The following is a 23,747-nucleotide window of genomic DNA, read 5'->3' as shown; positions in this document are numbered from 1 at the left end:
ATGCCAATAGGTATTAGATAACTGGCGGGATAAAATCATAGACTGACACTTCGCCTACAATCACGTCGACATTGTCAGTTGTGGCTTGATGAATGAAAAATACCGGATCACTGGCGTCACCTTGCTCCGTTTCAGGATCATCATTGTCGGCGACACAGGTAAAGCCTAGCTGATAGCTACCGGCTTGGATAAAACCAAATTCATAGCTGTAACTTATGATCTCCTCTGCCTCTGATACTGGGTTAGCCCTAGAAGCTGCTAGTGGAGCCGTGAGTGTGGCTAGGGGTCTGAAGTCTTCCATCGCCGCGATCAAGGTATCTTGAGGATAGAGATACACGGCTAAGCCAAGATCACTATAGCCTGGCTCTGTCATTTCACACAGAGCCAGTACATCTAAGTGAACACTACCCGAAATTGCGCCGACTTCAGTAATATTAACCAGTTGTACCGAAGTGGGTTTAAGCGTCCAGTAGGCTTTATTGCCATGGGGGGCTTGTAAGCCTTTGGCTAGGTTGAACTCGGCAACATATCTGTTGCTATCTGCGGTAATAGTGACGGCTTTATTTAGAAATAGTCGCCCCGTGTCGGGCTCTTCTGCACCTACACCACCACAGGAACCGTTACTGTTAGTGACTAGCCCCGCAACAGCCTCACCAACTTTTACATGGGAGCTGGTTTCATCGGCGACTTCTCTGTTCTCCATATAGATACACATCTGGTATTCGCCTAGGGGGACGCTCTCATCTGTGACTAAATTGGCCACAGTTTGTCCTTGTACTGAGAGTAGGTCGACCTGATTGGCATTGCCTTCGCTGTCGGATACATCGAATGAGATTGAACCATCTTCACCTTTTAACACGACTTGTTTAAAGGCGATATTAACCTTATCGGCTAAGGCTGGGTTATCTGATACGCCCAGGCTAAATGTTCCGCTCGTGGGGGCGGGCGTGTCTGGCGAGCCGCTATTACTATTACTGCCACCTCCACCACAAGCTGTGAGTATTCCAGTCAATAAAAGATAGGGGATAATTATTGTGTATTTCATGAATAAGCTACCATTTTTCTGGATTAGGCTTCTTCTCATATTCTCTAAGCATATTTGAGAATATGTGTAGAAGCTTTTGGGTAGTTCAAGTTTAGATGAGATCGGGAGACTTGGAGATTATGAAGATGCTATGGATATTTTTTGAGGCTTGTTAGTGCTGGATGAGCAGCAACTTGAAGTGGTTCACTGAAGTAGTATTCGCTGTTATTAGATTAATAACAGCGAATACAGCAAAGTTACTCTGGTAACTCAGCGTTGTGATAGACGTGCTGTACGTCGTCACAATCTTCCAGGGCCGCTAAGAACTTTTCAAATTGCTCAATCACTTCAGGATCTGTGATGTCAGTAAACGTTTGCGGCACGAAGGTGATCTCTTCCACTTCGAAGCTAATATCCGGTGTCTCTTCGGTCAAAGAGGTCTTCACCTTAAAAAACTCTGTGTGTGGAGCAAAAACACTGACTATACCGTCTTCAACTTCGATATCGGTAACATCCACATCGGCCATCATCAGGGTTTCAAGTACGGCTTCTTCATCTTCACCCTTGAAGGCAAATACGGCTTGATGGTCAAACATGTGGCCAACCGTACCCGGTCCACCTATTTTGGCATCATTTTTAACGAAGGCTTGACGCACTTCGGTGAAGGTACGCTTACCATTATCGGTTAAGCAGTCAACTATGACCATGGCGCCACCTGGGCTGAAACCTTCGTAACGGGCTGTGACATAATCTTCGCCGCCACCGCCTCTGGCCTTCTCGAGAGCGCGCTCGATCACGTGAGCCGGAACCTGATCTTTCTTAGCCTTGGCGATCATCTGACGAAGTGGCAGATTGCCGTCGGGGTCGAAGCCACCATTCTTAGCGCAAACGTAAATCTCTTTACCGTATTTTGAGTAAATTCTGGTTTTTTGGCCAGCAGTTTTAGCCATAGACTCTTTGCGGTTTTGGTATGCTCTTCCCATCTTGATCTATCTCATTATGCTTAAAAAATTGTCTGCAATGTTAGCAGCTTTAAAGCCATTTTTGCAGGGCAGGAGTTTTTAATTTGAGACGCAGGCTCAGATTTAATTTAAGTGGGTCATTATTAATACCGAAATAAGCGAATTTTACACCGGGTCTCTCTTCTCTATATGAGATTTTTCAGTCAGAGGAGGGCATATGTTACCTGCAGGTTTAGATATTATCGCTATTATAGTGCATTCACTTTTTCTGCTTGGGTTCGCTTGGAGTAGTGAGTGTTGGCTATGTTTTGCTTTGACGTCAAAGCTACAAATGGATCATCGAGGGGTTTGCACAGTATTTAGTTCAAATTTAGTCTGTTGTTGACTGTAATACCAATCGGTATAAGTGTTACAGCTAACTTAAGATCCAATTGCGCATTTCGATTTATGCGCCTGTGATAGACTGATCTTTTACCCTGCCGGAGAATGGAAATGCAGTGGAATGAATTGGCATTTAATGCACTCTCAGTCGATGAATTATATGAGCTACTTAAGCTCAGAGTCGATATTTTCGTTGTGGAGCAAAAATGTCCCTATCCGGAGCTGGATAATAAAGATCGACATAGTGAGACACGACACTTACTTGGACGAAATCCTCAGGGTGATCTTGTGGCCTATGCGCGAGTATTGGCCCCAGGTGTGAGTTATCCTGAGACTAGCATTGGCCGTGTTGCTGTTGCGGAGCAGGCCAGAGGCTGTGGTGTCGCTCACCAGCTGATGCAAGAGTCCATCAAGCTAGCTAAGCAATATTGGCCTGAAGAGAATATTCAGCTAGGGGGTCAGGAATATTTGAAGAGTTTCTATCAGAAGTTAGGCTTCGAGCCTGTGTCTGAGGTGTATCTAGAAGATGGCATACCACATTTGGATATGCTGTATAACAAGCAGTAAATAAAAGGAACACGCGCTTATTGCTAAGTCGCATGTTCCTTTTTGGGTATTGCCGCAATAAATTGAGGGTTATTCCCTTAGTTGAACCTCAGTATCGTAATCCACTTCACCTTGATGGTTTATACTCGCCATCTGGTTCTGTTGTGCGATCACGGCTAATGGTCCAGAGGGCAAATGGCGTACAAACAACAGCCGATATCCAAATCGATGCAGACTGTATAGTGCCATCTTCTGCTCGGCGCTCATTGAGTGCCAATGTTCGCTTTGCTCTAGGTCGGTACTTCGCCTATCTTGCTGTTGTTGTGCTATTTGCATATTTTTATCTTTACGTATGCAGGCCGATGCTGCCTGTCTTTCTATGCACTAAGTGCATTTATCTAGTCCCGAGTAGAGATTAGACGAAGTGTTATAGTAACAGTTTATTTATGAACAAAAAATGAGCTGTATCATCATATGCTTATTTTCGAATAGGTAAAAGTGATTTTTGAGATATATCTCACAATTCATTAGGTATGCATTTATGAGAAGAGGTTAACTTGCTGAATTATATAGAGCCTGTGTTTCGCCCACCATCTGAGTGGAAGTCACTTATTTTGCAGGTGACTAATGGCTGTAGTTGGAATAAGTGTAGTTTCTGTGACATGTATACGGCACCACAGAAACGCTTTCGCGCCCAGAAACTGGATAAAGTCGCCGAGGATATTAAGACTGTGGCTAGAAGGGGAGTGAGCGTAAGCCGTGTTTTCCTGGCCGACGGTGACGCCATGAGTCTGCCTTTCTCTAGGCTGGAAGAGATCTGTCTCTTAATCAGGGAACACTTGCCTCAGGTCACTAGGATAAGCAGTTACTGCTTACCGAGAAACTTGAAAAATAAGAGCGCCGAACAACTGCTTAGATTAAGAGAACTAGGTCTCTCTTTACTCTATATCGGCTGTGAGAGCGGCGATGATGAGGTGCTCAAACGTATCGAGAAGGGTGAGACATATGCGTCTTCTCTGGAGGCACTGCAAAAGATTAAAGCTGCCGGTATGAAATCTTCTGTGATGATTCTCAATGGCTTGGGTGGATCTGAACTTTCAGAGCAACATGCTATAAACTCGGCTCGCTTGATGAATGCTGCTCAGCCTGAATATCTCTCGACCTTAGTTGTGACGCTACCTCTGGGGACAGAGAAAATGGATAAGGCGTTTGACGGCCTTTTTCAGTTGCCGGATCAAATGGGTTTGTTCAGGGAAATGCGCACCTTGTTACAGCATTTGGAGCTGACTAAAACGATATTTCGTTCGGATCATGCATCGAATTATTTGGTACTCAAAGGTGTATTAGGCAAGGATAAGAGCGAGCTGCTTGCCCTAGTCGAAGGTGCAATACATAGACCCCAAGAGACGATTCTCAGGCAGGAATGGCAGCGGGGGCTCTAGCTGCCTAAGTTCGGCTCATCCAGGCGGATTTTGGATTCTTGTTAACTGCTAGGGTTAGGGTTCAACCTGATTGAGTCGGTCAGGCTCAGGCAGTAGTCCTTAAACCATTGGATTAGTGGGTCTTTATGGACTCTTGCATGCCAATATAAGGCACTTTCTATGGTAGGCATATCTTCATGGTGAATGAAGGCTAGCTTATTTTTCCACTCGGTATTGTGGACAATTGTATCGGAAAGGAAAGCGATATGTTTTCCTGCTAATAGTCCATTTCTGAGTACCAGCATAGAACTACTGGAAAAGCTGATTTTACGAGTCAGATTGTGGGTCTGCACTAATTGATTCACCTGTGTCTCGGCGGCACTTGAGGATGAGTATTCTGCGGTATCGAAGCTGAATATCTCCTCTAGGCTAGGGTTGACCAGCTGATTGATGGGATGCTCTAGGCTAGAGACGATACAATACTTTTCTCTGGTGATATTACGACCGTATATGTTGGCAGGGGGGCTGACTTTACCACCGGCACATAGGTCTATTTCACCGGACTCTAACATGGCAAACATATCTTTCGGTTGGTGTAAGAACTCCAACTCGACGTTAGGGGCTGCTTCCATAACCATCTCAAGGATCCTGGGAACAATTTCGGAAGTCTTGCTGTCGACAAATGCGATGCGGATAACACCATAAACTTCTTTAGGATCGAAGGTTTTCTGTAATATTAATCGACTGCTCATCTCCAGCCATTCCAGTAAATTAGGTAATAAAGCCAGCGCCTTCTCCGTCGCTTTAATCCCTTGGCCATGTTTAATAAATAAAGCTTCATCGAATAAATTACGTAGCTTCTTTAAATTTTGACTCATGGCGGGCTGGGAGATATCGAGGCGTTCGGCACTCTTAGAAACGCTCTGTTCCTCGATTAATACTGCGAGACTCAAGAGTAAGTTAAGATCGCAACGTTGAATTATTTTTAGATCCGAGTGGTTCATTGGCTGGCATCTTTATCGGTTAACTGTTCAATAAGAATCGACGAAATAAGCTTTCTAAACCATTTCTGTAATTTTCTATTTCGATTATGCATGTTCCAGCACACTTTAAGTTCCAAGTCGATAGGTTCACCGAGCCAGATAAAATCTTCGGCACTACGGCCATTCAGCGCCCTAGTTGAGAAATGGGGCACAAGAGTCGCCGTTTTTGGGGCGGTCAAGGCCTGTATCATAGTGCTTAAAGAACCAGAAGAAAGAGAGTAAGAGGCGTCTTCGGCATTGATGGTCTTCAGCGCATTGATGACATGGATCTGATTATGTTCCTGATACAGGTATCTCAGAAGTTGAAATGGACTTTCATCACTGAGACTGTCACCTCTATGTAAGCTTTCACTAAGCTGAGCGGCATCCTTGTCTAATGTAACCATCTGCCAAGGGTAACGAGCAATAACTCTACTCTTTATTGGTTTGGGCACATTGTCATAGAAACCGACAATAAGATCTATGTGGTCTCGTCTGAGCATCTTAAAGCCTTGAGTCATCTGGGTGACATATTCAAGCTCAATGCCAGGGGCAAAGGTGTTTAAGTCTGCAATTAAACGTGTGATACAAAGCTGAGCGATAACGTCATTCATCATGACTTTAATTCGTCCCTGCGCCGTGGCCGGGTTGAATTCATCTCCCTCTAGTATGCTAATGACGCGATTGAGCAGAGGCTTGAGATCTAGCTGTATAGCTATAGCTTTGTTGGTGAGTGTCATGCCGTTGTGGCCTTTCACTAACAGGGGATCTTCGAACATTAATCTTAGACGTTTGAGTACCTGGCTCATGGCCGATTGGGATAGCCCAAGCTCTTTTGCTGCTTTTGTTACATGGGCTTCTTTTAATAGCACAGATAAGGCGATCAGCAGATTCAGATCACATTCTTTAAGTAGATTGAAGTTTCTTTTTAATGGCATTAAGCAGCTCTAAGCTAAGATCTTACAACTGATTGACTATAGATGAAAAGTTGCTTTCAGAATAGGTATAAGACGTGAAAAAGGCCGATCCTTGGCCTTAGGGGTCACAAATTTGTGTCTTAACCAAGTGTATTGATTAAGAGTGATATATCCATTAGCGATACCAGCAGAAGCATCCGCTTTCCGTTTCGCTGTACATATACTTAAGTATATGTCGTCCTTTTCTGCACCTGAACTCGTGAGAGCGCTCTTTCCCTTTAGCTTAAATCCTTTTATTCATGGCCTAAGTATCCTTTACCTTGGCTCAGACATCCGGTCTGATCACATGTGTTATCCGTATCTGGTACAAAATTCATATCAATTTAACTTCAAGCCAGAACATCCGGTTCTGGAAGCATCCTACTTGAATGAAGTCATACGTCCATGTTCAATATCACCCATTATCCTTAATAGGTTGGCCTATTGGCCTCTGGTATTCCTTTCCAGAAATAACGCATCCTTTCTATGCTCAGATACTCAATCCTAGAGTAGTCGGGTCCATATTCTCTGGCAAAATTTGTGCGCTAACACACCAAAGGCCTATCCATGGCCCTCAGAGTTACATCTCAAGTCTAAGATGCAATAACTTCAACTTGTGTTTCACTTGTTAGAGTGATGATTACGCGACGCTCTTGAGCGCGGTCTTGGCTTGAGCTAGCGTGAGAATCTTGCTCACCAGATGCTTGATGACCTAGCTGCTGAACTTCAACACCGTGAGAAACCAAGTAATCTTCAACATGCTGTGCACGTGCTTCAGAAAGTTTCTGGTTATAGCCTGCATCGCCTCGGCTATCAGCTTGACCGATAAGCAAGATAGTATCGTTGTCATTTAGCTTAGAAACACGAACTACTTCGTCAAGCTTAGCTTGAGCTGTAGTGCTTAGTTCTGAAGAATCAAAACCGAACAGTACTGCTGTGCTCTTCTGCTCAACTTTAGTTTCGTATACTGGCTCTGGAGCGATTACAGGAGCAACAACTGCTGCAACTACTACGGCAGGCTTGATACCGAAACGGTAAGTCATTTGAACGCCTACAGTTTGTGCATCCATATCTGCAGTGTTCCACTCAGTCTCATCGATACCAGCAAAACGACGGTACTTAGCTGAGATAGCTAGAGAATCTGTGATGTTGTAACCAACGCCTGCACCGAAGTAAGCTGCAGTATCAGTTGCACTAACATAATGGTCAGCAGTCATCTGGTGTGCGATGTGGTATTGGTAAGCACCGGCTTCGCCAGTTAGGAACCATTTTTCATTCAGTGGAAGAGTACCAACTAAGCCAAGTGTGAAACCGTCGACTTCGATGTTTTGTCCATTGTCAGTACGCATGTGAGCATCATCAAGTGTACCAAGGTCCTGCCAGCCAGCTTCTACTGCGAAGTATTTGTTTAGCTGGTAACCGACAAGAGCGTTCCAAGCTAGGTCGCTGTCGTCACTTAGGTAATCGCCAGTTACATTAACTGCTTCGTAGTTTGCTTGGCCAAGACCAGCTCCTACGTACCAAGTGTTGTCGACGTCTGCAGCGTTTGCATATGAGAAAGTGCTCATCAGTGCGATAGCTAGTAATGTTTTTTTCATCGTGGTGCTCCCTAATGGAAATTTCAAAATTATTATGTGTTTCGTTTCTATGGGGTGCATTTTGTGGGAAACAACAGATTTGATCGATAGAGTATTCCTTATAATGATTATTCGAATTTGTTATGTATGGGCTTAAAGCCTTGCCTAGCTTAAGGTTGGCTTAAGCTAACTTGTTATTTTATTTTCGTCATCTATTGGTATGAATGAATAGGATAAACTCTCTGAATTTGCTTATGTTGCTGTTTTTAATGGTGTTAGTTGTTATTGTGTCTAACTTGATTATATCTGTGATTAAATCTTATGCTTTATTTATTAGTAAATCTGAATTTATTATTAATAAGGTAAACGAATTAACCCCCGATATGCCCCCTATGTAAATAGACTTTCTAAGTAAACTTCTGCTACTTGGCATGGGATTTTGATGCCCATAGTCTTGTGTACCTTTCTATCTGGTTAGATTTCTATGTACTTATTTACCAAGCATGGGGTTTAGATACCTGCAGCATTGAGTACCTTAGATATAGCTAGCTTGCTATATGAGCTTCTCGTCCGTGACATGGGATTTCGATGCTGGCAGTGTTGGCTGGCTTATATATAGCTAGCTTTCTATGTGTTCTTCTCGTCCGTGGCATGGGATTTCGATACCAGCAGCATCGAGTGCCTTATATATAGCTAGCTTGCTATATGAGCTTCTCGTACTGGGGATGGGATTTCGATACCAGCAGCATCGAGTGCCTTATATATAGCTAGCTTGCTATATGAGCTTCTCGTACTGGGGATGGGATTTCAGTGTCTGCAGCATGGAGTGCCTTATATATAACTAGCTTGCTATATGAGCTTCTAGTACTGGGGATGGGATTTCAGTGTCTGCAGCATGGGCTGGCTTATATATAGCTAGCTTTCTATGTGTTCTTCTCGTCCGTGGCATGGGATTTCGATACCAGCAGCATCGAGTGCCTTATATATAGCTAGCCTTCCTTCCATGTGTACTTCTCTTACTGGGGATGGGATTTCGATGTCTGCAGTATGGGCTGACTTATATATGGCTAGTTTGCTGTGTGAACTTCTTGTACTGGGAATGAGGTTTGATGTCTGCCACATTGGCTGACTTACATATGGCTAGTTTGCTGTGTGAACTTCTAGTACTGGGAATGAGGTTTGATACCTGCCACATTGGCTGACTTATATATGGCTAGTTTGCTGTGTGAACTTCTTGTACTGGGAATGAGGTTTGATGCCTGCCGCATTGGCTGCCTTATAATAAGGTCAGCTTTCTACATGTACCTCTAGTACCGGGCATGGGCTTTAGATACCGGCAGCATTGGCTGCCTTATGTATGGCTAGCTCTCTTATATGTACTTCTCGTAGATGACATTGTGACATAGGATTTAGATACCGGCAGCATGCAGTGCCTTATATATGGCACTGCATTCTATGTGTACTTCTCGTATATGGCATTGTGACATGGGATTTCGATTCCAGCCGAGTGGAGTGCCTTATATATAGCTAAGTTCGTTTGGTACTTATCTTGATAATAGGTTTGTGTCGGCACCCAGTATCGTATGCCAATTTCGATACCTATATTGTTGAAGCCATTGATGCCCACGTGAGCGCCCTTATCCTGATATACATTAGGGCTCGCAGCTAAGATCTCTTTAGCCAATTCAGTGACCCGCTCTGGATCTGATTGATAACTGATGTTGAACTGAGTTTCTACTAGCTTGTTGGCGAAGGAGTTATGCAGTATTTCGCCGACAATATGCTTGTTGGGTATATTTATCTGCTCCCCTTCCTCATTGGTTAGTATTGTCATCCCCAGGAAGATATCTTTAACTACACCAGTTACCCCTTTCACCGTGATGGTATTACCAACTATAAAAGGTCGGGTCACTATGATAGTGATACCTGCCGCATAATTAGACAGCATGCCTTGTATTGCCAAACCTGCGCCGAGAGAAGCAGCACCTATAGCAGCAACCATAGGCGTGATACTGATCCCTAGTTTGCCTAAGGAGATGATGGTCACCATGATGATAATCAGTATGCGTACCAGGTTACTGACGAAACTGCTGAGGGTGAGATCTATGCCATGCTTTTCAAATTGTCTAGTGACTAGATTTGAGACTTTAGCAGCGATCCAGAGGCCTATTAAGAAGATGAAGAGTGCGCCGACGAGGCGGAAACTGTATTGAACTAAAAATTCGGTGATCAGCGAATATACATTTTGTAGTTGCTGGATCTCCTGTTGTAGATGATCTTCCTTCATAACTTGTCCTTTATATAACAGCAGAGCTAGATGCTGAGGCTGGATGATCATGTTACCCATATCTGTTGCGGTTTGTAATTATATCGTTGAAAATTTGTGGTTTTGTTTTTTCATCTTGTGCAATTTGAGATTCAATGTGAATAATTTCATAAATTGGTGTGACGCTTGCGGTGATATAACTAGGGGGGGAGTGATACTCTGTTGCCTCATATGACGTAATTCAGGAACTAAATTATGAGAGTGCTTATTTTTGCCATCTGTACCCTATTTGCAGGCTTTGCTCAGGCATCTTTTTATGCCGAGGGCGAGCTTATCTCCTCATTCCAACTGCAAGATCAGTTTGAAAATGAAGTGGCAGTATCTTCTGGCACTCAGATCCTCTTGTTTAGCCGCAGCATGAAAGGTGGCGATATCATCAAGGAAACCTTAGAGCGGCTGCAAGCTGATGATGAGCAAGGTCTGGATAATTTAGTCTATGTGGCGGATATCAGTGGTATGCCTTCATTGATTGCCAGATTCGTGGCTATTCCTCAGATGAAAGATCTGCCTTTTTCCATGGGGCTGGATAGGGAGGGAGATCTGACTAAGATGCTGCCGGATGAGGAAGATAAGGCGACATTGATAAGATTAGATAAGCTTAAGATAATCCATGTGCAAAGCTTCGATTCGAGTGAATCCCTGATCCAGGCGTTGAGATAAGCTAAAGGGATCACAAGTCTACTAATGATAAATGTCGAATAAAACTGCTACTAAATAAAATGGGCGCTCGGCGCCCATTCTTAATGAAGTGTCATGGTAAGACTCCTAGATCACCCAGCTTTCTTTAGGATAGATAATATCTCTTCCTTAAGGTGTAACTTGCTCTTTTTTAATTCATGGATCTGATTATTTGAATCGCTGGCGCTGTGCTGTTCAAGCTCCTTTATCTGATGATCTAGCGCATTATGCTTGTTAAAAGCCTTTAGGAAGTGGGCGTCGTCGCTTTTAAGTTGAGTCATTAGTTCTCTGTATTCTGGAAACATAGCGTATCTCCCTTCTGCTGTTTTTTTCCTCTGTTTCAAGTTTAAATTAGCTCAATTTTCTATCTATGGATGTGATCTGAGTCAACTAGACTAAAATTAGTTAATTTGATCTGGTCTGTTTCTGAATTAGTGCTTATAGCTGAGTTCAATAGCTATCTAGGCTATAGATACTCGAAAACCAAATAATCATTCCTGTAACTGGATTACAGCAAAGTATTTACCTGCCGCCAGAAAAAGTGTGATCTAGTTAACCTTATCCATTTCGATACTAGGTTAAAGTCAAATTTATAAGAATTTTATAAACAAAATTGAAAGGGGTTTTCACAATGTCTGATGTATTTCATTTAGGCTTGACCAAAAAGATGTTAGATGGTGCAAATTTGGCGATAGTGCCTGGAGATCCAGAGCGGGTTAAACGCATTGCCGAATTGATGGAAGGGGCGACATTTCTAGCCAGCCATCGTGAATATACCAGTTACCTGGCATATATAGACGGCAAAGCTGTGGTTGTCTGCTCTACTGGTATCGGTGGACCTTCTACCTCTATCGCAGTTGAGGAGCTAGCTCAGCTGGGAGTGACGACTTTCTTGCGTGTAGGCACTACAGGTGCAATTCAACCACAAGTTAATGTTGGTGATGTGATCGTGACTCAGGCATCGGTCCGTCTCGATGGTGCAAGCTTGCATTTTGCTCCTATGGAGTTTCCTGCCGTTGCTAACTTTGAATGTACTACCGCTATGGTGGCAGCGAGTCGCGAAGCCGGTCTAGAGCCACATATTGGCATTACAGCATCTTCTGATACCTTCTACCCAGGTCAAGAGCGTTACGATACGGTTTCTGGTCGAGTGACACGTCAATTCAAAGGGTCTATGCAAGAGTGGCAAGATTTGGGTGTGTTGAACTATGAAATGGAATCATCGACGCTATTCACCATGTGTGCCTCTCAGGGCTGGCGTGCAGCTTGTGTTGCGGGTGTTATCGTGAATCGTACTCAGCAGGAGATCCCTGATGAGGCTATGATGAAGAAAACTGAGGTGAGTGCCATCTCGATCGTTGTTGCGGCGGCGAAGAAGCTACTGGCTTAATAGATTTTACTTAGCCGGTAATACAGATATAAAAAAGGCGCCTTAGGCGCCTTTTTTATTATCCATTTAATCTGGATTAAAAATGGTACTTGGCGATCACCGAATAGGTGTTCTGATCTATGCCGTTAACGCCATATTTGTTCTGCCAGTAATCATACTCGAAACCCACAAAGAGTTTATCTTTCTTATGCTGGCCAAAGATGACTGCACCGAGATCGTATTTTAACTGAGGATTGAAGTGGAAATTTTCTTTATAACCCTGATTATCCGTTGCGAATACCCAATCGATAAAGCCATCGAAAACGATATTGGAATTACCTAAGGGAAAATCCATTCTAAATGCAGGTGTTACCTGCCAACCGTCGCTAAGGTTACCACTGCCGATAGCATGACGACGATAGGTGTTAAGAGTAAAGTAGCTAAAGTAAGGGATTTTTATATCCATACCTAGGCCGTATAGGAAGCTCTTGACCTGTCCCTCACCTTCCTCGAAGGTCATGGCTAATGACAGATCTGTCACAGCTCCTAAGCCGATCTCTTTGCCTAAGATTTTACTCGCACTGAAGCGTGTGGATATTTCGCCATAGGTGGTACTGGTTTTGTCGACATTTGAGCCATTGAAATAAGTCACATCCTGAAATGCGAACCAATCTCCATATTTCCAGCCGCCAGCAGTCTCGAAGGTGAAGCCGGTTTGTTTATCGGAAGGAGCAAGATCATATTCCTCACCATATAGAGCAGTTACACTAGCGTCCCACCAATGTATTAAGTCATCTGCTACTGCTTGGGGCGCTGCCAACATCGCCAAGTAAAGCCATTTTTTGTTCATCTCAAACCCTTTTTATGCGTCTCTAAGCTATTTTTTTATTTATAATATTAAATGTTTATTGTTTTACAGAAAATTAAACTTACTCGTTTAAGTTAGATTAAGCGTATTAACTAAGGTAACAATAATCAATGATTTGGTTATATTCTATGATTTTACAACAGTTATTAAGCTATTGATTGATATTATTTTAATAAAACCAACGAAAAGTTAGCGTTTTATAATTCTTATGTAAAAGTCGATGTAATTTATGTCATTCTAATCTATAAACTTCTTTACCTTGATTAATACTGTTATTAATCAATGCGTTGACTGATGTCCTTATAAGTGATTAAACTCTCGCGACATATTATGTCGCGAAGCGTGCGAACTGCTGATATAGTGGTTTTCACGGAAATCATGATTTCAGGGGGAAATATGGAATTTTCTAATCCCATACTCATTTGGGCCTGCCTAGGTGCTTTTTTAATGCTGGCAGAGATAATAATCCCGGGAGGTATAGTCATCTTACTCGGCGGTGCATGCCTAGTCGTTGCTGGAGCCCTGGCTGTGGGCTTAGTGGATGGCATTGTTCAGGCGCTGACTCTATGGTTTATCGCATCTATTGTCTTATTATTGGGCTTTAGACAAGTGACCCAGAAATTGGTCGGTGGAGATGCTCATGTGGCTAATACCGATGAGGAACTGGAACTCTATAACCAAATAGCCTTAGTTAAACAGGCGATTGGGCCGGCGCAGAAACAGGGCCGTATCGAGTTTCAGGGAACTGAATGGTCAGCACTAGGAGATGGCAGCGAAATAGCTGCCGGGACTCGAGTGCGTATTATCTGCAGGGATAATATTGCCTTTGTCGTTGAGCCCTATGAAGGGGCCGAATACACCAAATAAGCTAAAAACCGATTAATCAATAAGTAAGGATGGAATCTATGTTTGTGTTTACCCTATTTGTGCTATTTATCTTTTTTCTCCTCTATAAGTTAATGTTGATCGTCCCCATGCGCGAAGTTAATGTTATCGAGCGTTTAGGAAAGTTTCGTGCCGTACTCCAACCTGGATTTCACTTCTTAATCCCCTTCTTCGACAGGGTCTCATATAAGCATGAGATCAGAGAGCAAGTTTTAGATGTGCCACCCCAGAGCTGTATCTCGAAAGACAACACTCAACTTGAGGTCGATGGCTTAGTCTATCTCAAGGTGATGGATGGCAAGCTTGCCAGTTACGGCATCGAAAACTATCGCTTGGCAGCGGTTAATTTAGCCCAGACAACCATGCGTTCTGAGATAGGTAAATTAAACTTGAGTCAGACGTTTTCAGAGAGAGATAAACTCAACGAGTCTATCGTACGTGAGATAGATAAAGCCTCTGCCTCATGGGGTATCAAGGTTCTTAGGTATGAGATAAAGAATATTACTCCCTCGAGACACGTTATTCACACGCTAGAGAAGCAGATGGAAGCTGAACGAAGTAAGCGCGCCGAGATCACCTTAGCCAGCGCCGAAAAAGCGGCAATGATCAACTTATCTGAAGGTGAGAGACAAGAAGCTATCAATGTATCCGAGGGCCAGAAGCAGAAGCGTATCAACGAGGCTAAGGGCACGGCTCAGGAGATCAGCATAGTCGCCAAGGCGAAAGCTGAAGGTATGCAGATGTTGTCGACCGCATTAACTGTAAATGGTGGTCATGATGCAATGAATATGCAGTTAAAAGAACAGTTTATTAGTCAGGTTGGTAAGATTTTGGAGACCGCCGATGTCTCGGTTGTGCCAGCAGAGATGGCTAAATTGGAAGGTTTTTTTGAGGGGATGGAGCAGGTGACACATGCCGTAAGCTCCTCTTCGGCAAAGTCTAATACAGTGAAAGGAGCTCGCTCATGATTGCAGGAATAGATACAGATCTTATCGTGTTGGGGATTTGGGGACTTATTTTCGCCGTCTTCATCATCAAATTATTTCAATCTATTCGCCTGGTGCCAACGAAATCGGCCTATATTGTCGAGCGTTTAGGTAAATATCACTTAACCTTAGATGCAGGCTTTCATGCCTTAGTTCCCATCGTCGATAAGGTGACTTATATACATGATCTAAAGGAGGAAACTATAGATGTTCCGCCTCAGGAGTGTTTCTCAAGTGATGAAGTTAATGTCGAGGTCGATGGGGTTATCTATATCTCTGTGATAGACCCAGTTAAGGCCAGTTACGGAGTCACAGATTATCGTTATGCAGCTATTCAATTAGCCCAGACGACGACGCGTTCTGTCATAGGTACTCTAGCGCTGGATCGTACATTCGAAGAGCGTGATGTGATTAGTGCTAAGGTGGTTGAAGTGCTAGATCAGGCGGGAGCTACCTGGGGCATTAGGGTTCATCGTTATGAGATCAAAAATATTACCCCACCAGATACAGTAAAAAAAGCCATGGAGATGCAGGTGAATGCCGAGCGTGAACGCCGTGCCTTGCTAGCCAAGAGTGAGGGTGAGAAGCAGAGTAAGATTAATCGTTCTGAGGGTGTTAAGGCTGAGATGATTAACCTTTCTGAGGGGGAGATGCAACGTCGCATTAATGAAGCTGAGGGTAAAGGTGAGGAGATCTTAACGATTGCTCGGGCAACCGCTGAATCTATCGAGTGTATGGCTGAAGTTATCTCTGCCCCAGGCGGGCTGAATGTGATGCGTATGCAATTAGGCGCTCAATACCTTAAACAGCTCGATGGTCTGAGTACTAGTGCCAGCAAAATTGTGTTACCTGGCAATATGATGGACTTTGATTATTGGATGGACAGCATAGGTCTGAAGGATGAGTCGTTAAAAAAATAATTTTTAGCTAATCTTTAGCCTGCATTATCGACGGCGCACTCCATTGGAGTGTGCCGTTTTCATTTTCATCTATCAAGGGTCGATACCGGATGTTTTTCTCGGTAAGATAGCCCACTTTGAATTCTTCTTATTAGGCATTGCTATGACAATCGAACGTTTAGAAACAGGTACCCGTATGAGCCGAATCGTAAAGCATAATGGCACGATTTATCTGTGTGGTCAGGTATGCAAAGATGCTAACCAAGGGATCACTGAGCAGACGGCTAGTATGCTAGAAAAGGTTGATGCTCTGCTTGAGCAGGCTGGAAGTGATAGAGAACACATTCTTTCTGCGACAATTTATATCAAGGATATGCAGTACTTCGCCGAGATGAATACGGTATGGGATAGCTGGGTTGCCGAGGGACATGCACCGGCTCGTGCCTGTGTTGAGGCTAAGATGGCCCGTGATGTCTTGTTAGTCGAGATCTCTGTGGTGGCGGCAGAAAAGAGCTAAAATTAGATTTTAGTCACTCGAGTCGAGGTCCTGGGGACTAGATTCTAGGATCTCATCCCCTGCTCCTGTTATACTGCTTCCTCGATTTTTTGGAGGCAAGAATGGACGTATCTTCTTTACTAGACGGCCTGAATGATGAACAGCGCGCAGCCGTAGGGGCACCCCAATCCAGCATGTTGGTATTGGCAGGAGCTGGCAGCGGCAAGACTCGGGTATTGACCCATAGAATTGCCTGGTTGATGCAGGTCGAACAGCAGAGTCCATATTCAATTTTAGCGGTAACCTTCACCAATAAAGCGGCGGCAGAGATGCGCGATCGAGTTGAGAAGGTCAGTGGCAGCAATATGGGTCGCATGTGGATAGGTACCTTTCACGGTCTGGCGCATCGCCTATTGCGTACTCATTATAAAGACGCTAATTTGCCCCAGACGTTTCAAATCATCGATTCAGATGATCAGCTACGTCTAATCAAACGTATTCTTAAGAGCCTTAATTTAGACGAGAAGCAATATCCGCCTCGTCAAGCTCAGGGCTATATCAACGGTAAGAAAGATCAGGGATTAAGACCTAAGCATATCGATGCCGGTGGCTTCCCTATAGAGCAAAATCTTTTACAGATTTATCAAGTTTATCAAGAGTCCTGCGATCGCGCCGGTTTGGTGGACTTTGCTGAAATTCTACTGCGTGCCCACGAGCTATGGCTCAACAATCCCCATGTTCTTAAACACTATCAAGACAGGTTTAAGAATATTTTGGTGGACGAGTTTCAGGATACCAACGCGATTCAGTATGCTTGGATCCGTGTGCTGGCGAGCGCCGGTGCTAACGTGATGATCGTCGGCGACGATGATCAGTCAATCTATGGTTGGCGTGGTGCCCAAGTTGAGAATTTACACAAGTTTCTTGTGGATTTCCCCCAGGCTAGCACCATACGTCTGGAGCAGAATTATCGTTCCACAGGCCATATCCTTAAAGCTTCCAATGAGCTGATCGCCAATAACCCTGATCGTTTGGGCAAGAAGTTGTGGACTCAAGATAAAGATGGTGAGCCCATATCAGTATATTGTGCATTCAATGAGATGGATGAAGCGCGATTTATTGTTGGGCGCATCAGTGATTGGCACGATATGGGCGGAGACCTCAGTGGTTGCGCAATTCTGTATCGGTCTAACGCCCAGTCTCGAGTACTGGAAGAAGCCTTGCTTCACAAGGGCTTAGCTTATCGTATCTATGGTGGCTTGAGATTCTTCGAGCGCCAGGAGATTAAAGATGCCATGAGTTATCTGCGTCTTATCAATAATAAAGATGATGATGCGGCATTCGAGCGTGTGGTCAATACTCCTGCTCGTGGCATTGGTGGGCGTACACTAGATATCTTACGTGCTACCGCAAGACAGCAGAAGTTAACCTTGTGGCAAACCTGTTTGCGTGCCATAGAAGAGAAGCTACTCAGTGGGCGCGCGGCGAATGCCGTACGTGGCTTCATGGATCTCATTGTTGAGATGCAACAAGATACCCAAGAAATGACCTTGCATCGTACAACTGACCATATCATTGCCAAGTCAGGCCTTAAGGCCATGTATGAGGCAGAGAAAGGCGAAAAGGCGCGCTCTCGAGTGGAAAACCTCGATGAACTCGTGACCGCAGCACGTACCTTTATCATGCCCGAAGATATCGAAGATATTGGCGAGCTTAATGCTTTCCTATCTCATGCGGCATTGGAAGCTGGTGAAGGACAGGCGGATGCATTTACCGATGCGGTGCAGCTGATGACATTGCATTCGGCTAAAGGTTTGGAATTCCCTGTGGTATTTATGTCCGGCGTCGAAGAGGGAATATTCCCCAGTCAGATGGCTATGGATGAAGGAGATAGACTCGATGAAGAGCGTCGCCTCTGTTATGTAGGCATGACTCGGGCCATGGAGAAGCTTTACATCACCTATGCCGAGACTCGTCGAATCTACGGCCGGGAAAACTTCGCTAGGCCATCACGCTTCATCAAAGAGATCCCCACTGAGCATGTGGAGGAGATCCGCCTTAAGACTAAGGTGAGTACGCCTAAAAGGCCCAACACATCTTTTACTCGTAGCATAGTGGTGAATGATACGGGCTTTAAGGTCGGCCAAGGGGTGATGCATCCTAAATTTGGTGAAGGTAAGGTGACTGATACTGAGGGCAGTGGTTCCCAATCCAGAGTACAAGTGAATTTCTACGATGTCGGCAGTAAGTGGTTGGTTGTAGCCTATGCTCGACTGGAAACTTGCTAAAACCAGCTGCAAAGCGGCTGAATACTTGAATGTGTCGGTCATAATGCCATTTATGGCTTATTAATAACGTTAGATAAAGATCGTTAAATTAAGCGCTTGAGCGGTATTGGGAGAGCCTGAATGATGAGTTTTTTAAAGGGTAAGTTAGACGTATATATGCGGCTTGCCCGTATGGATCGCCCAATAGGGACCTTGCTGCTGTTGTGGCCGTGTCTGATGGCACTGATATTAGCGGCCGATGGTATGCCGGATCTCAAGGTTCTGGTGATCTTTATCTTAGGTGTGGTGGTGATGCGGGCTTGCGGCTGTATCATCAACGATTATGCCGACCGTGAGCTCGATTCTCACGTAGACAGGACTAAGTCACGACCTTTGGCCAGTGGTGAGATCTCTAGCAAAGAGGCCTTGCTACTCTTCGGGGTAATGGGGCTTTTTGCCTTCGGCTTAGTGCTGATGTTGAACCCTTTGGTGATTCAACTCTCCTTCGTTGGCATCATATTGACTGTCATCTACCCCTTCACTAAGCGCTTTACCAATATGCCGCAGATGTTTCTCGGCGTGGTATGGAGTTGGTCAATTCCCATGGCGTACGCGGCGCAAACAGGCAGTGTTCCCGCCGAGGCATGGTGGTTGTTTTTCGCCAACTGGTGCTGGACCGTGGCCTACGACACCATGTATGCCATGGTGGATCGAGAAGATGACTTGCAAGTTGGCATCAAGTCTACGGCTATCCTGTTTGGTAAATACGATAGACAGATCATCGGCTTGTTTCAGCTCGCCGCATTAGCCTGTTTTATAACGGCGGGTTGGGCGGCAGACCGCGGTTTGGTATATGGTATAGGTTTGATCACTTTCGTTGGCTTTAGTCTCTATCAACAGAAACTTATTTATGCCAGAGAACGCGCCCCTTGCTTCAAGGCATTTTTGAATAATAATTGGGCCGGCCTAGCCCTGTTTGTTGCCTTAGGTGCCGATTATTTAGTTTAATATTTCATAAGACATTGAGTCTAGTGGCTCAATGTCTATCCCACCTTAGCTTTCCTGCTCCATCCTGCTCAGATCTCTATACTTAACCTAGAAAATTGCAGTTGTTTCTATGTCTATTACTTCATCATTCTGACATGTAATGGGATTAGCTTGGCACTCATCATTCAGACATTCATTGGAATTGGATAGGAGCTCATCATTCAGGCATGTAATGGAATTAGATAGGAGCTCATCATTCTGACATGTAATGGGATTGGATAGGAGCTCATCATTCTGACATCAATGGGATTAGATTGGCACTTATAATGAGGGCATATAATGGAATGTGTCACTACACTTATGAATCGTGAGACATGTTTCTCTATCTGATTTTATTCGATGTCTTAACGCTATTTTGCCGCAGAAATTAGATGTGCATCCCGTTTTAGAGGTTCGCTTGGTATAGCTCTGGATAGTTAGTGTATCATCTGGTCAAACCCTCGCGTGTCTAGTGGTGATTACTGCTTGGGTGAATGGATTTAGTTATTTATATGGAGGGAATCATGACTTATTCTGGTACGGCTTTCGAAGCGGGAGAGTGGCAAGTCTTTGAGATTATTTTGGCTGCCAGTGTCGCAACGATTATCATTTTCTGGTTGATCTTGACTCATTTCAAGCGTCAGGGATTTATGTCTTGGTGTCTGGTGCTTCTAGTCAGTGGCGGAATGACGAGTCTATGTGTGTTTAGTCGATTGAATGCCATGCAGCTAGAAAGCTTGTTGTCTCTAGGGAAGAACATAGAGATTATCGATGGCAAGTTTCATTATGGAGAGTATCGCTTTCCCTATATGGCGGAGCACGGAATAGATTATCGTGAGATCAGCTTGGATGAAAGAACCATTAAGCTCTATCGTTCAGGTTACATGCCAAATACGCATTGTTATCGTGATTTTTATAGCGACAACAAATTCAATGAAAATGTGAAAATGCGTCTTTATATTCATTGGTTCGAGAGTAATTATAAGTTTCAGAAACAGACTTATAAACTCAGGGCGCCCTGTATCATCAAGATTGAGCGGCTTAATCGCGCTGGTAATATTCCGGTTACCACAGCTATCTAGTTCTAGTTGATCAAAGAAAATTTTACTTATCTAAGCCTAATCCCCCTGCAGCCTAGTCAGTATGAGTAAATATATCATTTCCTCGTAATGGTTACTCAGTGAACAGAAAGTCATGTAGCATGATGGCAATATCTGTTGGCTGGGGCTCTCTATGAGACGTAACATAAAATTTAGGCTGATTTTTCTTATCAGTGCAATCATCAGCTATGCATTAGGTTTTCAGTTACTTCCAGACTCCCTTGATGGGAGCAATCGTCAGCTCATTGTATCGGCCTTTTCAATTCTCTACTTCTGTGTACTGCCGGTTATTTATTGGTATTGCATCATCAAGGTCGGTGAGCAGAAGCTATGGAAGATGCTGCTCATATTTAGCTTGAGTAGCTTAATGGCCAGATTTAGTTTTCCGGCTGAAATAGCCAGCTACTTCGAGTTTATTGCCTGGCTGCGTTACCCGATAATAGCCATACTATTGGTTATCGAGCTATTTCTGATGGTGAGTATCATCAAGGCTTTGTGGCAGGCGCGTAACTTATCTGGTGATCCCAGAATCCATATCTTAGATACCTTTCAAGAAGAAGACGATAAGAAACGTTCTCTGGCATTAGTCTTGGCATCTGAGCCTGCGAGCTGGTACTACGCCACTCCTTACTTGTCGCGAAATCACGTCGGCGCTATCACCAAACTCAAATTACGTTCCGCAGCCAGATGGCATTGGTTTATGATGACTCTAGGTACTCTTGTTATGGCAGCCTTGGCTTATGTGATCATCTCTTCCTGGAGTGAACTTGTGGCCATTATCGTGGCGAGCATTACTGGCTATGGTGTCATTATGCTTGCAGCTAATTATCGAATATCTCGCCATTACTCTATCTATGGACATCAAGATAAGCTGGTTATCAATAATAGTGTCTGGGGCTTTATGTCGATAAACCTTGAGGATATAGCGAATGTTGAATTGGGTAGCTATCCAAGAAAGAGTGATAAGCAAGGCCTGCATTTCGGCTACGGTAACACTAGCAATACCAAGTTGAGCTTTAGTAAGCCTCAGACTTATTTTGGTGGCATGGGCCAACTCTCCGAGCGAGTCGATGTGATCGATATGCATGTATCTGACCCCCAAGTATTAGCCGCATATATTCAAGAGTATGGTGAAAATATTTCAGCTCAAGATGATGACTCTCAGCGTCAGATGCATGACTGTGAGACAGCTTGTGAACCCGGTGATTTTCCCGCTCAGGCTGATTCGGGTATCTGAGTAATAAGTCGTTAGTAGAGCTATTTTATTTACAGAGTTGCACTGTTTTTTCACCTGTCAGTGGAGTTAATTCACTTACCAGCTGAGTATTAAATGTTTACGCTTGGATACACTTCCTTAAGGGTCACTCTCGTTAGGCTTTGCAGCTTGAATGACTCGCTAGTCATTCTTATGCTATCCCCCAAGATGCTAAAGTCGTTGTTGCTGCTGGTTTAGCACTGAGGTTCGTTGACTCGATCATCAAGTCATGTTGCGGTGATTTTTAAACCAGTAGTTTCAGTTTGTTATGGCATATAGCGATTTACTCTTATAGCTTGGTGTTTTCTTCACAGATTAGGTTAGACTTTACACTGCTAGATTTTTGCTGAAATAGCATTTTTACATCTTCTCCGTTCATTATTTAAGAGTTTACGTCATATGCGTTATGAAGTTTGGGAACAGCTTAGGGTCGAAGCCGAAGCCTTGGTTCGTAAGGAACCTTTACTTGCCAGTCATGTCTATTCATCGATACTCAATCATGAGTGTCTGGGCTCGGCGCTCAGCTTTATCGTAGCCAATAAACTCTCTGATGGGGTGGTGTCGCCTTTCACATTCCGTGAGTTGTTCGATAAGGCTTTTATCCATTGCGATCAGATGCTCACCAATGTGGCCACAGATATTAAGGCGGTGAAAGAGCGTGATCCTGCCATTGTGAGCTACCTAACGGTCATATTGAACCTCAAAGGTTTTCACGCTATTCAGGTGCATCGCTTGGCAAATTGTCTCTGGAATCAGGGCCGCACCGAGCTAGCGCAATTTATTCAGAGCCGTAATTCAGAAGTATTCGGTGTCGATATTCACCCTGCTTGTAAGATGGGCACAGGTATCATGTTTGATCATGCTACGGGTATTGTCATAGGCGAAACTGCAGTTATCGAAAATAATGTTTCCTTGCTTCAAGGGGTGACATTAGGTGGCACAGGGAATCAGCAGGGAGAGCGTCATCCTAAGATCCGTGCCGGAGTGATGATAGGCGCCGGAGCTAAGGTTTTGGGCAATCTCGAAGTTGGCGTAGGTGCTAAGATAGGTGCGGGGTCGGTGGTATTGGATGATGTTGCTCCTCACACTACTGTGGTAGGAGTGCCTGCCAAAGTCGTAGGTAAACCTGCATCTATGTGTCCAGCGGAAACCATGGAACAAACCATATACGAGTCTGACTGCTAACCTATTATTCATTATGTGGGCTAGGTGCTATTAGCTGATGTTTCCCCTCATATTAAGGTCGTGGGTGTGCCAGTAAAGTCGTGGGTAAACCAGCGTCTATATGTCCAGTAGAAACCATGGAACAAACCATATACGAGTCTGACTGCTAAGCCTGGATTGTTAGTAGTAAACCACTCACTTATCTCTCTTAAACTCGATTTAGCTAACGAGTCTTTTTAAACTACCTCTGATCATCATTAAACTCTGCTACCTGAAATATTTTAGGTAGCAGAAATCCCCGTACCTGCTCGTAATTTTATCTAAAACCTATGATATAGCTGATGCAGTATGATTTTTTCTGTGTTTCATTATGGTTAAAAGTGTTAATATTCAGTGGTGTAAGTAGGGTTGTGTTAATTGTAACTTAATATTCCAAGTATTAACTCTACACCTAGATCTTATGCTGCATTAGTACGGATTTTTACGGTTTTACAGTTGATTGTAAAAATGTTTTTCCTAACAGGAAGTGAATTGTAATT

At 44.0% G+C, this 23,747-nt stretch carries 22 protein-coding genes; 13 read left to right on the top strand and 9 right to left on the bottom strand.

Annotated features, from left to right (window positions below):
- Window positions 1–13 precede the first annotated feature (13 nt).
- Together SVI_RS18385 and SVI_RS18380 are read right to left on the bottom strand one after the other, a co-directional pair.
- On the bottom strand, window positions 14–1,045 hold the full coding sequence (locus SVI_RS18385) for a DUF4382 domain-containing protein (RefSeq protein WP_013053160.1): 1,032 nt from the start codon (window positions 1,043–1,045) through the stop codon (window positions 14–16).
- Window positions 1,046–1,281: 236 nt separating this feature from the next.
- Complete coding sequence (locus SVI_RS18380) at window positions 1,282–2,007, bottom strand: YebC/PmpR family DNA-binding transcriptional regulator (RefSeq protein WP_013053159.1); 726 nt, start codon at window positions 2,005–2,007, stop codon at window positions 1,282–1,284.
- A gap of 471 nt (window positions 2,008–2,478) precedes the next feature.
- On the opposite strand from SVI_RS18380, the gene SVI_RS18375 reads away from it, so the two are divergent.
- Complete coding sequence (locus SVI_RS18375) at window positions 2,479–2,934, top strand: GNAT family N-acetyltransferase (protein WP_013053158.1); 456 nt, start codon at window positions 2,479–2,481, stop codon at window positions 2,932–2,934.
- Window positions 2,935–3,003: 69 nt separating this feature from the next.
- Here SVI_RS18375 and SVI_RS18370 read toward each other — a convergent pair whose 3' ends face one another.
- Complete coding sequence (locus SVI_RS18370) at window positions 3,004–3,249, bottom strand: hypothetical protein (protein WP_041420086.1); 246 nt, start codon at window positions 3,247–3,249, stop codon at window positions 3,004–3,006.
- Between the two features lie 221 nt (window positions 3,250–3,470).
- Here SVI_RS18370 and SVI_RS18365 point away from each other — a divergent pair, with 221 nt between their 5' ends.
- Window positions 3,471–4,355 carry a radical SAM protein gene (locus tag SVI_RS18365; protein WP_013053156.1) on the top strand — a complete coding sequence of 295 codons (885 nt, stop codon included), beginning with the start codon at window positions 3,471–3,473 and terminating at the stop codon, window positions 4,353–4,355.
- A gap of 41 nt (window positions 4,356–4,396) precedes the next feature.
- On the opposite strand, the gene SVI_RS18360 is transcribed toward SVI_RS18365, so the two are convergent.
- The 4 genes from SVI_RS18360 to SVI_RS18345 form a co-directional block, all read right to left on the bottom strand.
- A complete protein-coding gene (locus SVI_RS18360; RefSeq protein WP_013053155.1) occupies window positions 4,397–5,338 on the bottom strand; it encodes a LysR family transcriptional regulator in 942 nt (313 codons plus the stop codon).
- Entirely contained in the window at window positions 5,335–6,294 is a 960-nt protein-coding gene (locus tag SVI_RS18355) for a LysR family transcriptional regulator (RefSeq protein WP_013053154.1), read from the bottom strand. Before SVI_RS18355 ends, SVI_RS18360 begins: the two co-directional genes overlap by 4 nt.
- Before the next feature lie 611 nt (window positions 6,295–6,905).
- The gene (locus SVI_RS18350; RefSeq protein WP_013053153.1) at window positions 6,906–7,910 is read right to left on the bottom strand and encodes an outer membrane beta-barrel protein; all 1,005 of its coding nucleotides are present in this window, start codon (window positions 7,908–7,910) and stop codon (window positions 6,906–6,908) included.
- 1,432 nt (window positions 7,911–9,342) lie between these two features.
- Window positions 9,343–10,176 (bottom strand): mechanosensitive ion channel family protein, encoded by an 834-nt coding sequence (locus tag SVI_RS18345; protein WP_013053150.1) that lies wholly within the window; start codon window positions 10,174–10,176, stop codon window positions 9,343–9,345.
- Between the two features lie 234 nt (window positions 10,177–10,410).
- On the opposite strand from SVI_RS18345, the gene SVI_RS18340 reads away from it, so the two are divergent.
- Window positions 10,411–10,875, top strand: a complete 465-nt coding sequence (locus SVI_RS18340; RefSeq protein WP_013053149.1) for a hypothetical protein — start codon at window positions 10,411–10,413, stop codon at window positions 10,873–10,875.
- Window positions 10,876–10,985: 110 nt separating this feature from the next.
- On the opposite strand, the gene SVI_RS18335 is transcribed toward SVI_RS18340, so the two are convergent.
- Window positions 10,986–11,198 carry a YdcH family protein gene (locus SVI_RS18335; protein ID WP_013053148.1) on the bottom strand — a complete coding sequence of 71 codons (213 nt, stop codon included), beginning with the start codon at window positions 11,196–11,198 and terminating at the stop codon, window positions 10,986–10,988.
- 326 nt (window positions 11,199–11,524) lie between these two features.
- On the opposite strand from SVI_RS18335, the gene udp reads away from it, so the two are divergent.
- Window positions 11,525–12,283 carry a uridine phosphorylase gene (udp, locus tag SVI_RS18330; protein ID WP_013053147.1) on the top strand — a complete coding sequence of 253 codons (759 nt, stop codon included), beginning with the start codon at window positions 11,525–11,527 and terminating at the stop codon, window positions 12,281–12,283.
- A 76-nt stretch (window positions 12,284–12,359) separates the two neighbouring features.
- Here udp and SVI_RS18325 read toward each other — a convergent pair whose 3' ends face one another.
- Window positions 12,360–13,112, bottom strand: a complete 753-nt coding sequence (locus tag SVI_RS18325; RefSeq protein WP_013053146.1) for an ion channel protein Tsx — start codon at window positions 13,110–13,112, stop codon at window positions 12,360–12,362.
- Window positions 13,113–13,526: 414 nt separating this feature from the next.
- On the opposite strand from SVI_RS18325, the gene SVI_RS18320 reads away from it, so the two are divergent.
- The 9 genes from SVI_RS18320 (at window position 13,527) to cysE (ending at window position 23,229) form a co-directional block, all read left to right on the top strand.
- Window positions 13,527–13,997 (top strand): NfeD family protein, encoded by a 471-nt coding sequence (locus SVI_RS18320; RefSeq protein WP_013053145.1) that lies wholly within the window; start codon window positions 13,527–13,529, stop codon window positions 13,995–13,997.
- A gap of 38 nt (window positions 13,998–14,035) precedes the next feature.
- Entirely contained in the window at window positions 14,036–14,983 is a 948-nt protein-coding gene (locus SVI_RS18315) for an SPFH domain-containing protein (protein WP_041420085.1), read from the top strand.
- Window positions 14,980–15,921, top strand: coding sequence for an SPFH domain-containing protein (locus SVI_RS18310; protein WP_041420084.1), 942 nt, complete (start codon window positions 14,980–14,982; stop codon window positions 15,919–15,921). The genes SVI_RS18315 and SVI_RS18310 overlap by 4 nt, the downstream gene beginning before the upstream one ends.
- Before the next feature lie 142 nt (window positions 15,922–16,063).
- A complete protein-coding gene (locus tag SVI_RS18305) occupies window positions 16,064–16,417 on the top strand; it encodes a RidA family protein (protein ID WP_013053142.1) in 354 nt (117 codons plus the stop codon).
- 101 nt (window positions 16,418–16,518) lie between these two features.
- A complete protein-coding gene (gene uvrD / locus SVI_RS18300; protein ID WP_013053141.1) occupies window positions 16,519–18,684 on the top strand; it encodes a DNA helicase II in 2,166 nt (721 codons plus the stop codon).
- Between the two features lie 123 nt (window positions 18,685–18,807).
- On the top strand, window positions 18,808–19,671 hold the full coding sequence (gene ubiA, locus SVI_RS18295) for a 4-hydroxybenzoate octaprenyltransferase (RefSeq protein WP_013053140.1): 864 nt from the start codon (window positions 18,808–18,810) through the stop codon (window positions 19,669–19,671).
- A gap of 542 nt (window positions 19,672–20,213) precedes the next feature.
- Window positions 20,214–20,771: a signal peptidase II gene (locus SVI_RS18290; protein WP_013053139.1), complete on the top strand. Its 558-nt coding sequence runs from the start codon at window positions 20,214–20,216 to the stop codon at window positions 20,769–20,771.
- Between the two features lie 151 nt (window positions 20,772–20,922).
- Entirely contained in the window at window positions 20,923–22,026 is a 1,104-nt protein-coding gene (locus SVI_RS18285) for a hypothetical protein (protein WP_013053138.1), read from the top strand.
- Between the two features lie 417 nt (window positions 22,027–22,443).
- Window positions 22,444–23,229, top strand: coding sequence for a serine O-acetyltransferase (cysE, locus tag SVI_RS18280; RefSeq protein WP_013053137.1), 786 nt, complete (start codon window positions 22,444–22,446; stop codon window positions 23,227–23,229).
- The last annotated feature ends 518 nt before the right edge of the window (window positions 23,230–23,747 follow it).

The sequence above is a fragment of the Shewanella violacea DSS12 genome, assembly GCF_000091325.1.
Classification (GTDB): Bacteria; Pseudomonadota; Gammaproteobacteria; order Enterobacterales; family Shewanellaceae; genus Shewanella; species Shewanella violacea.
The sequence above is the reverse complement of the archived record's forward strand: the minus strand, read 5'-3'. Positions and strand labels throughout refer to the sequence as shown.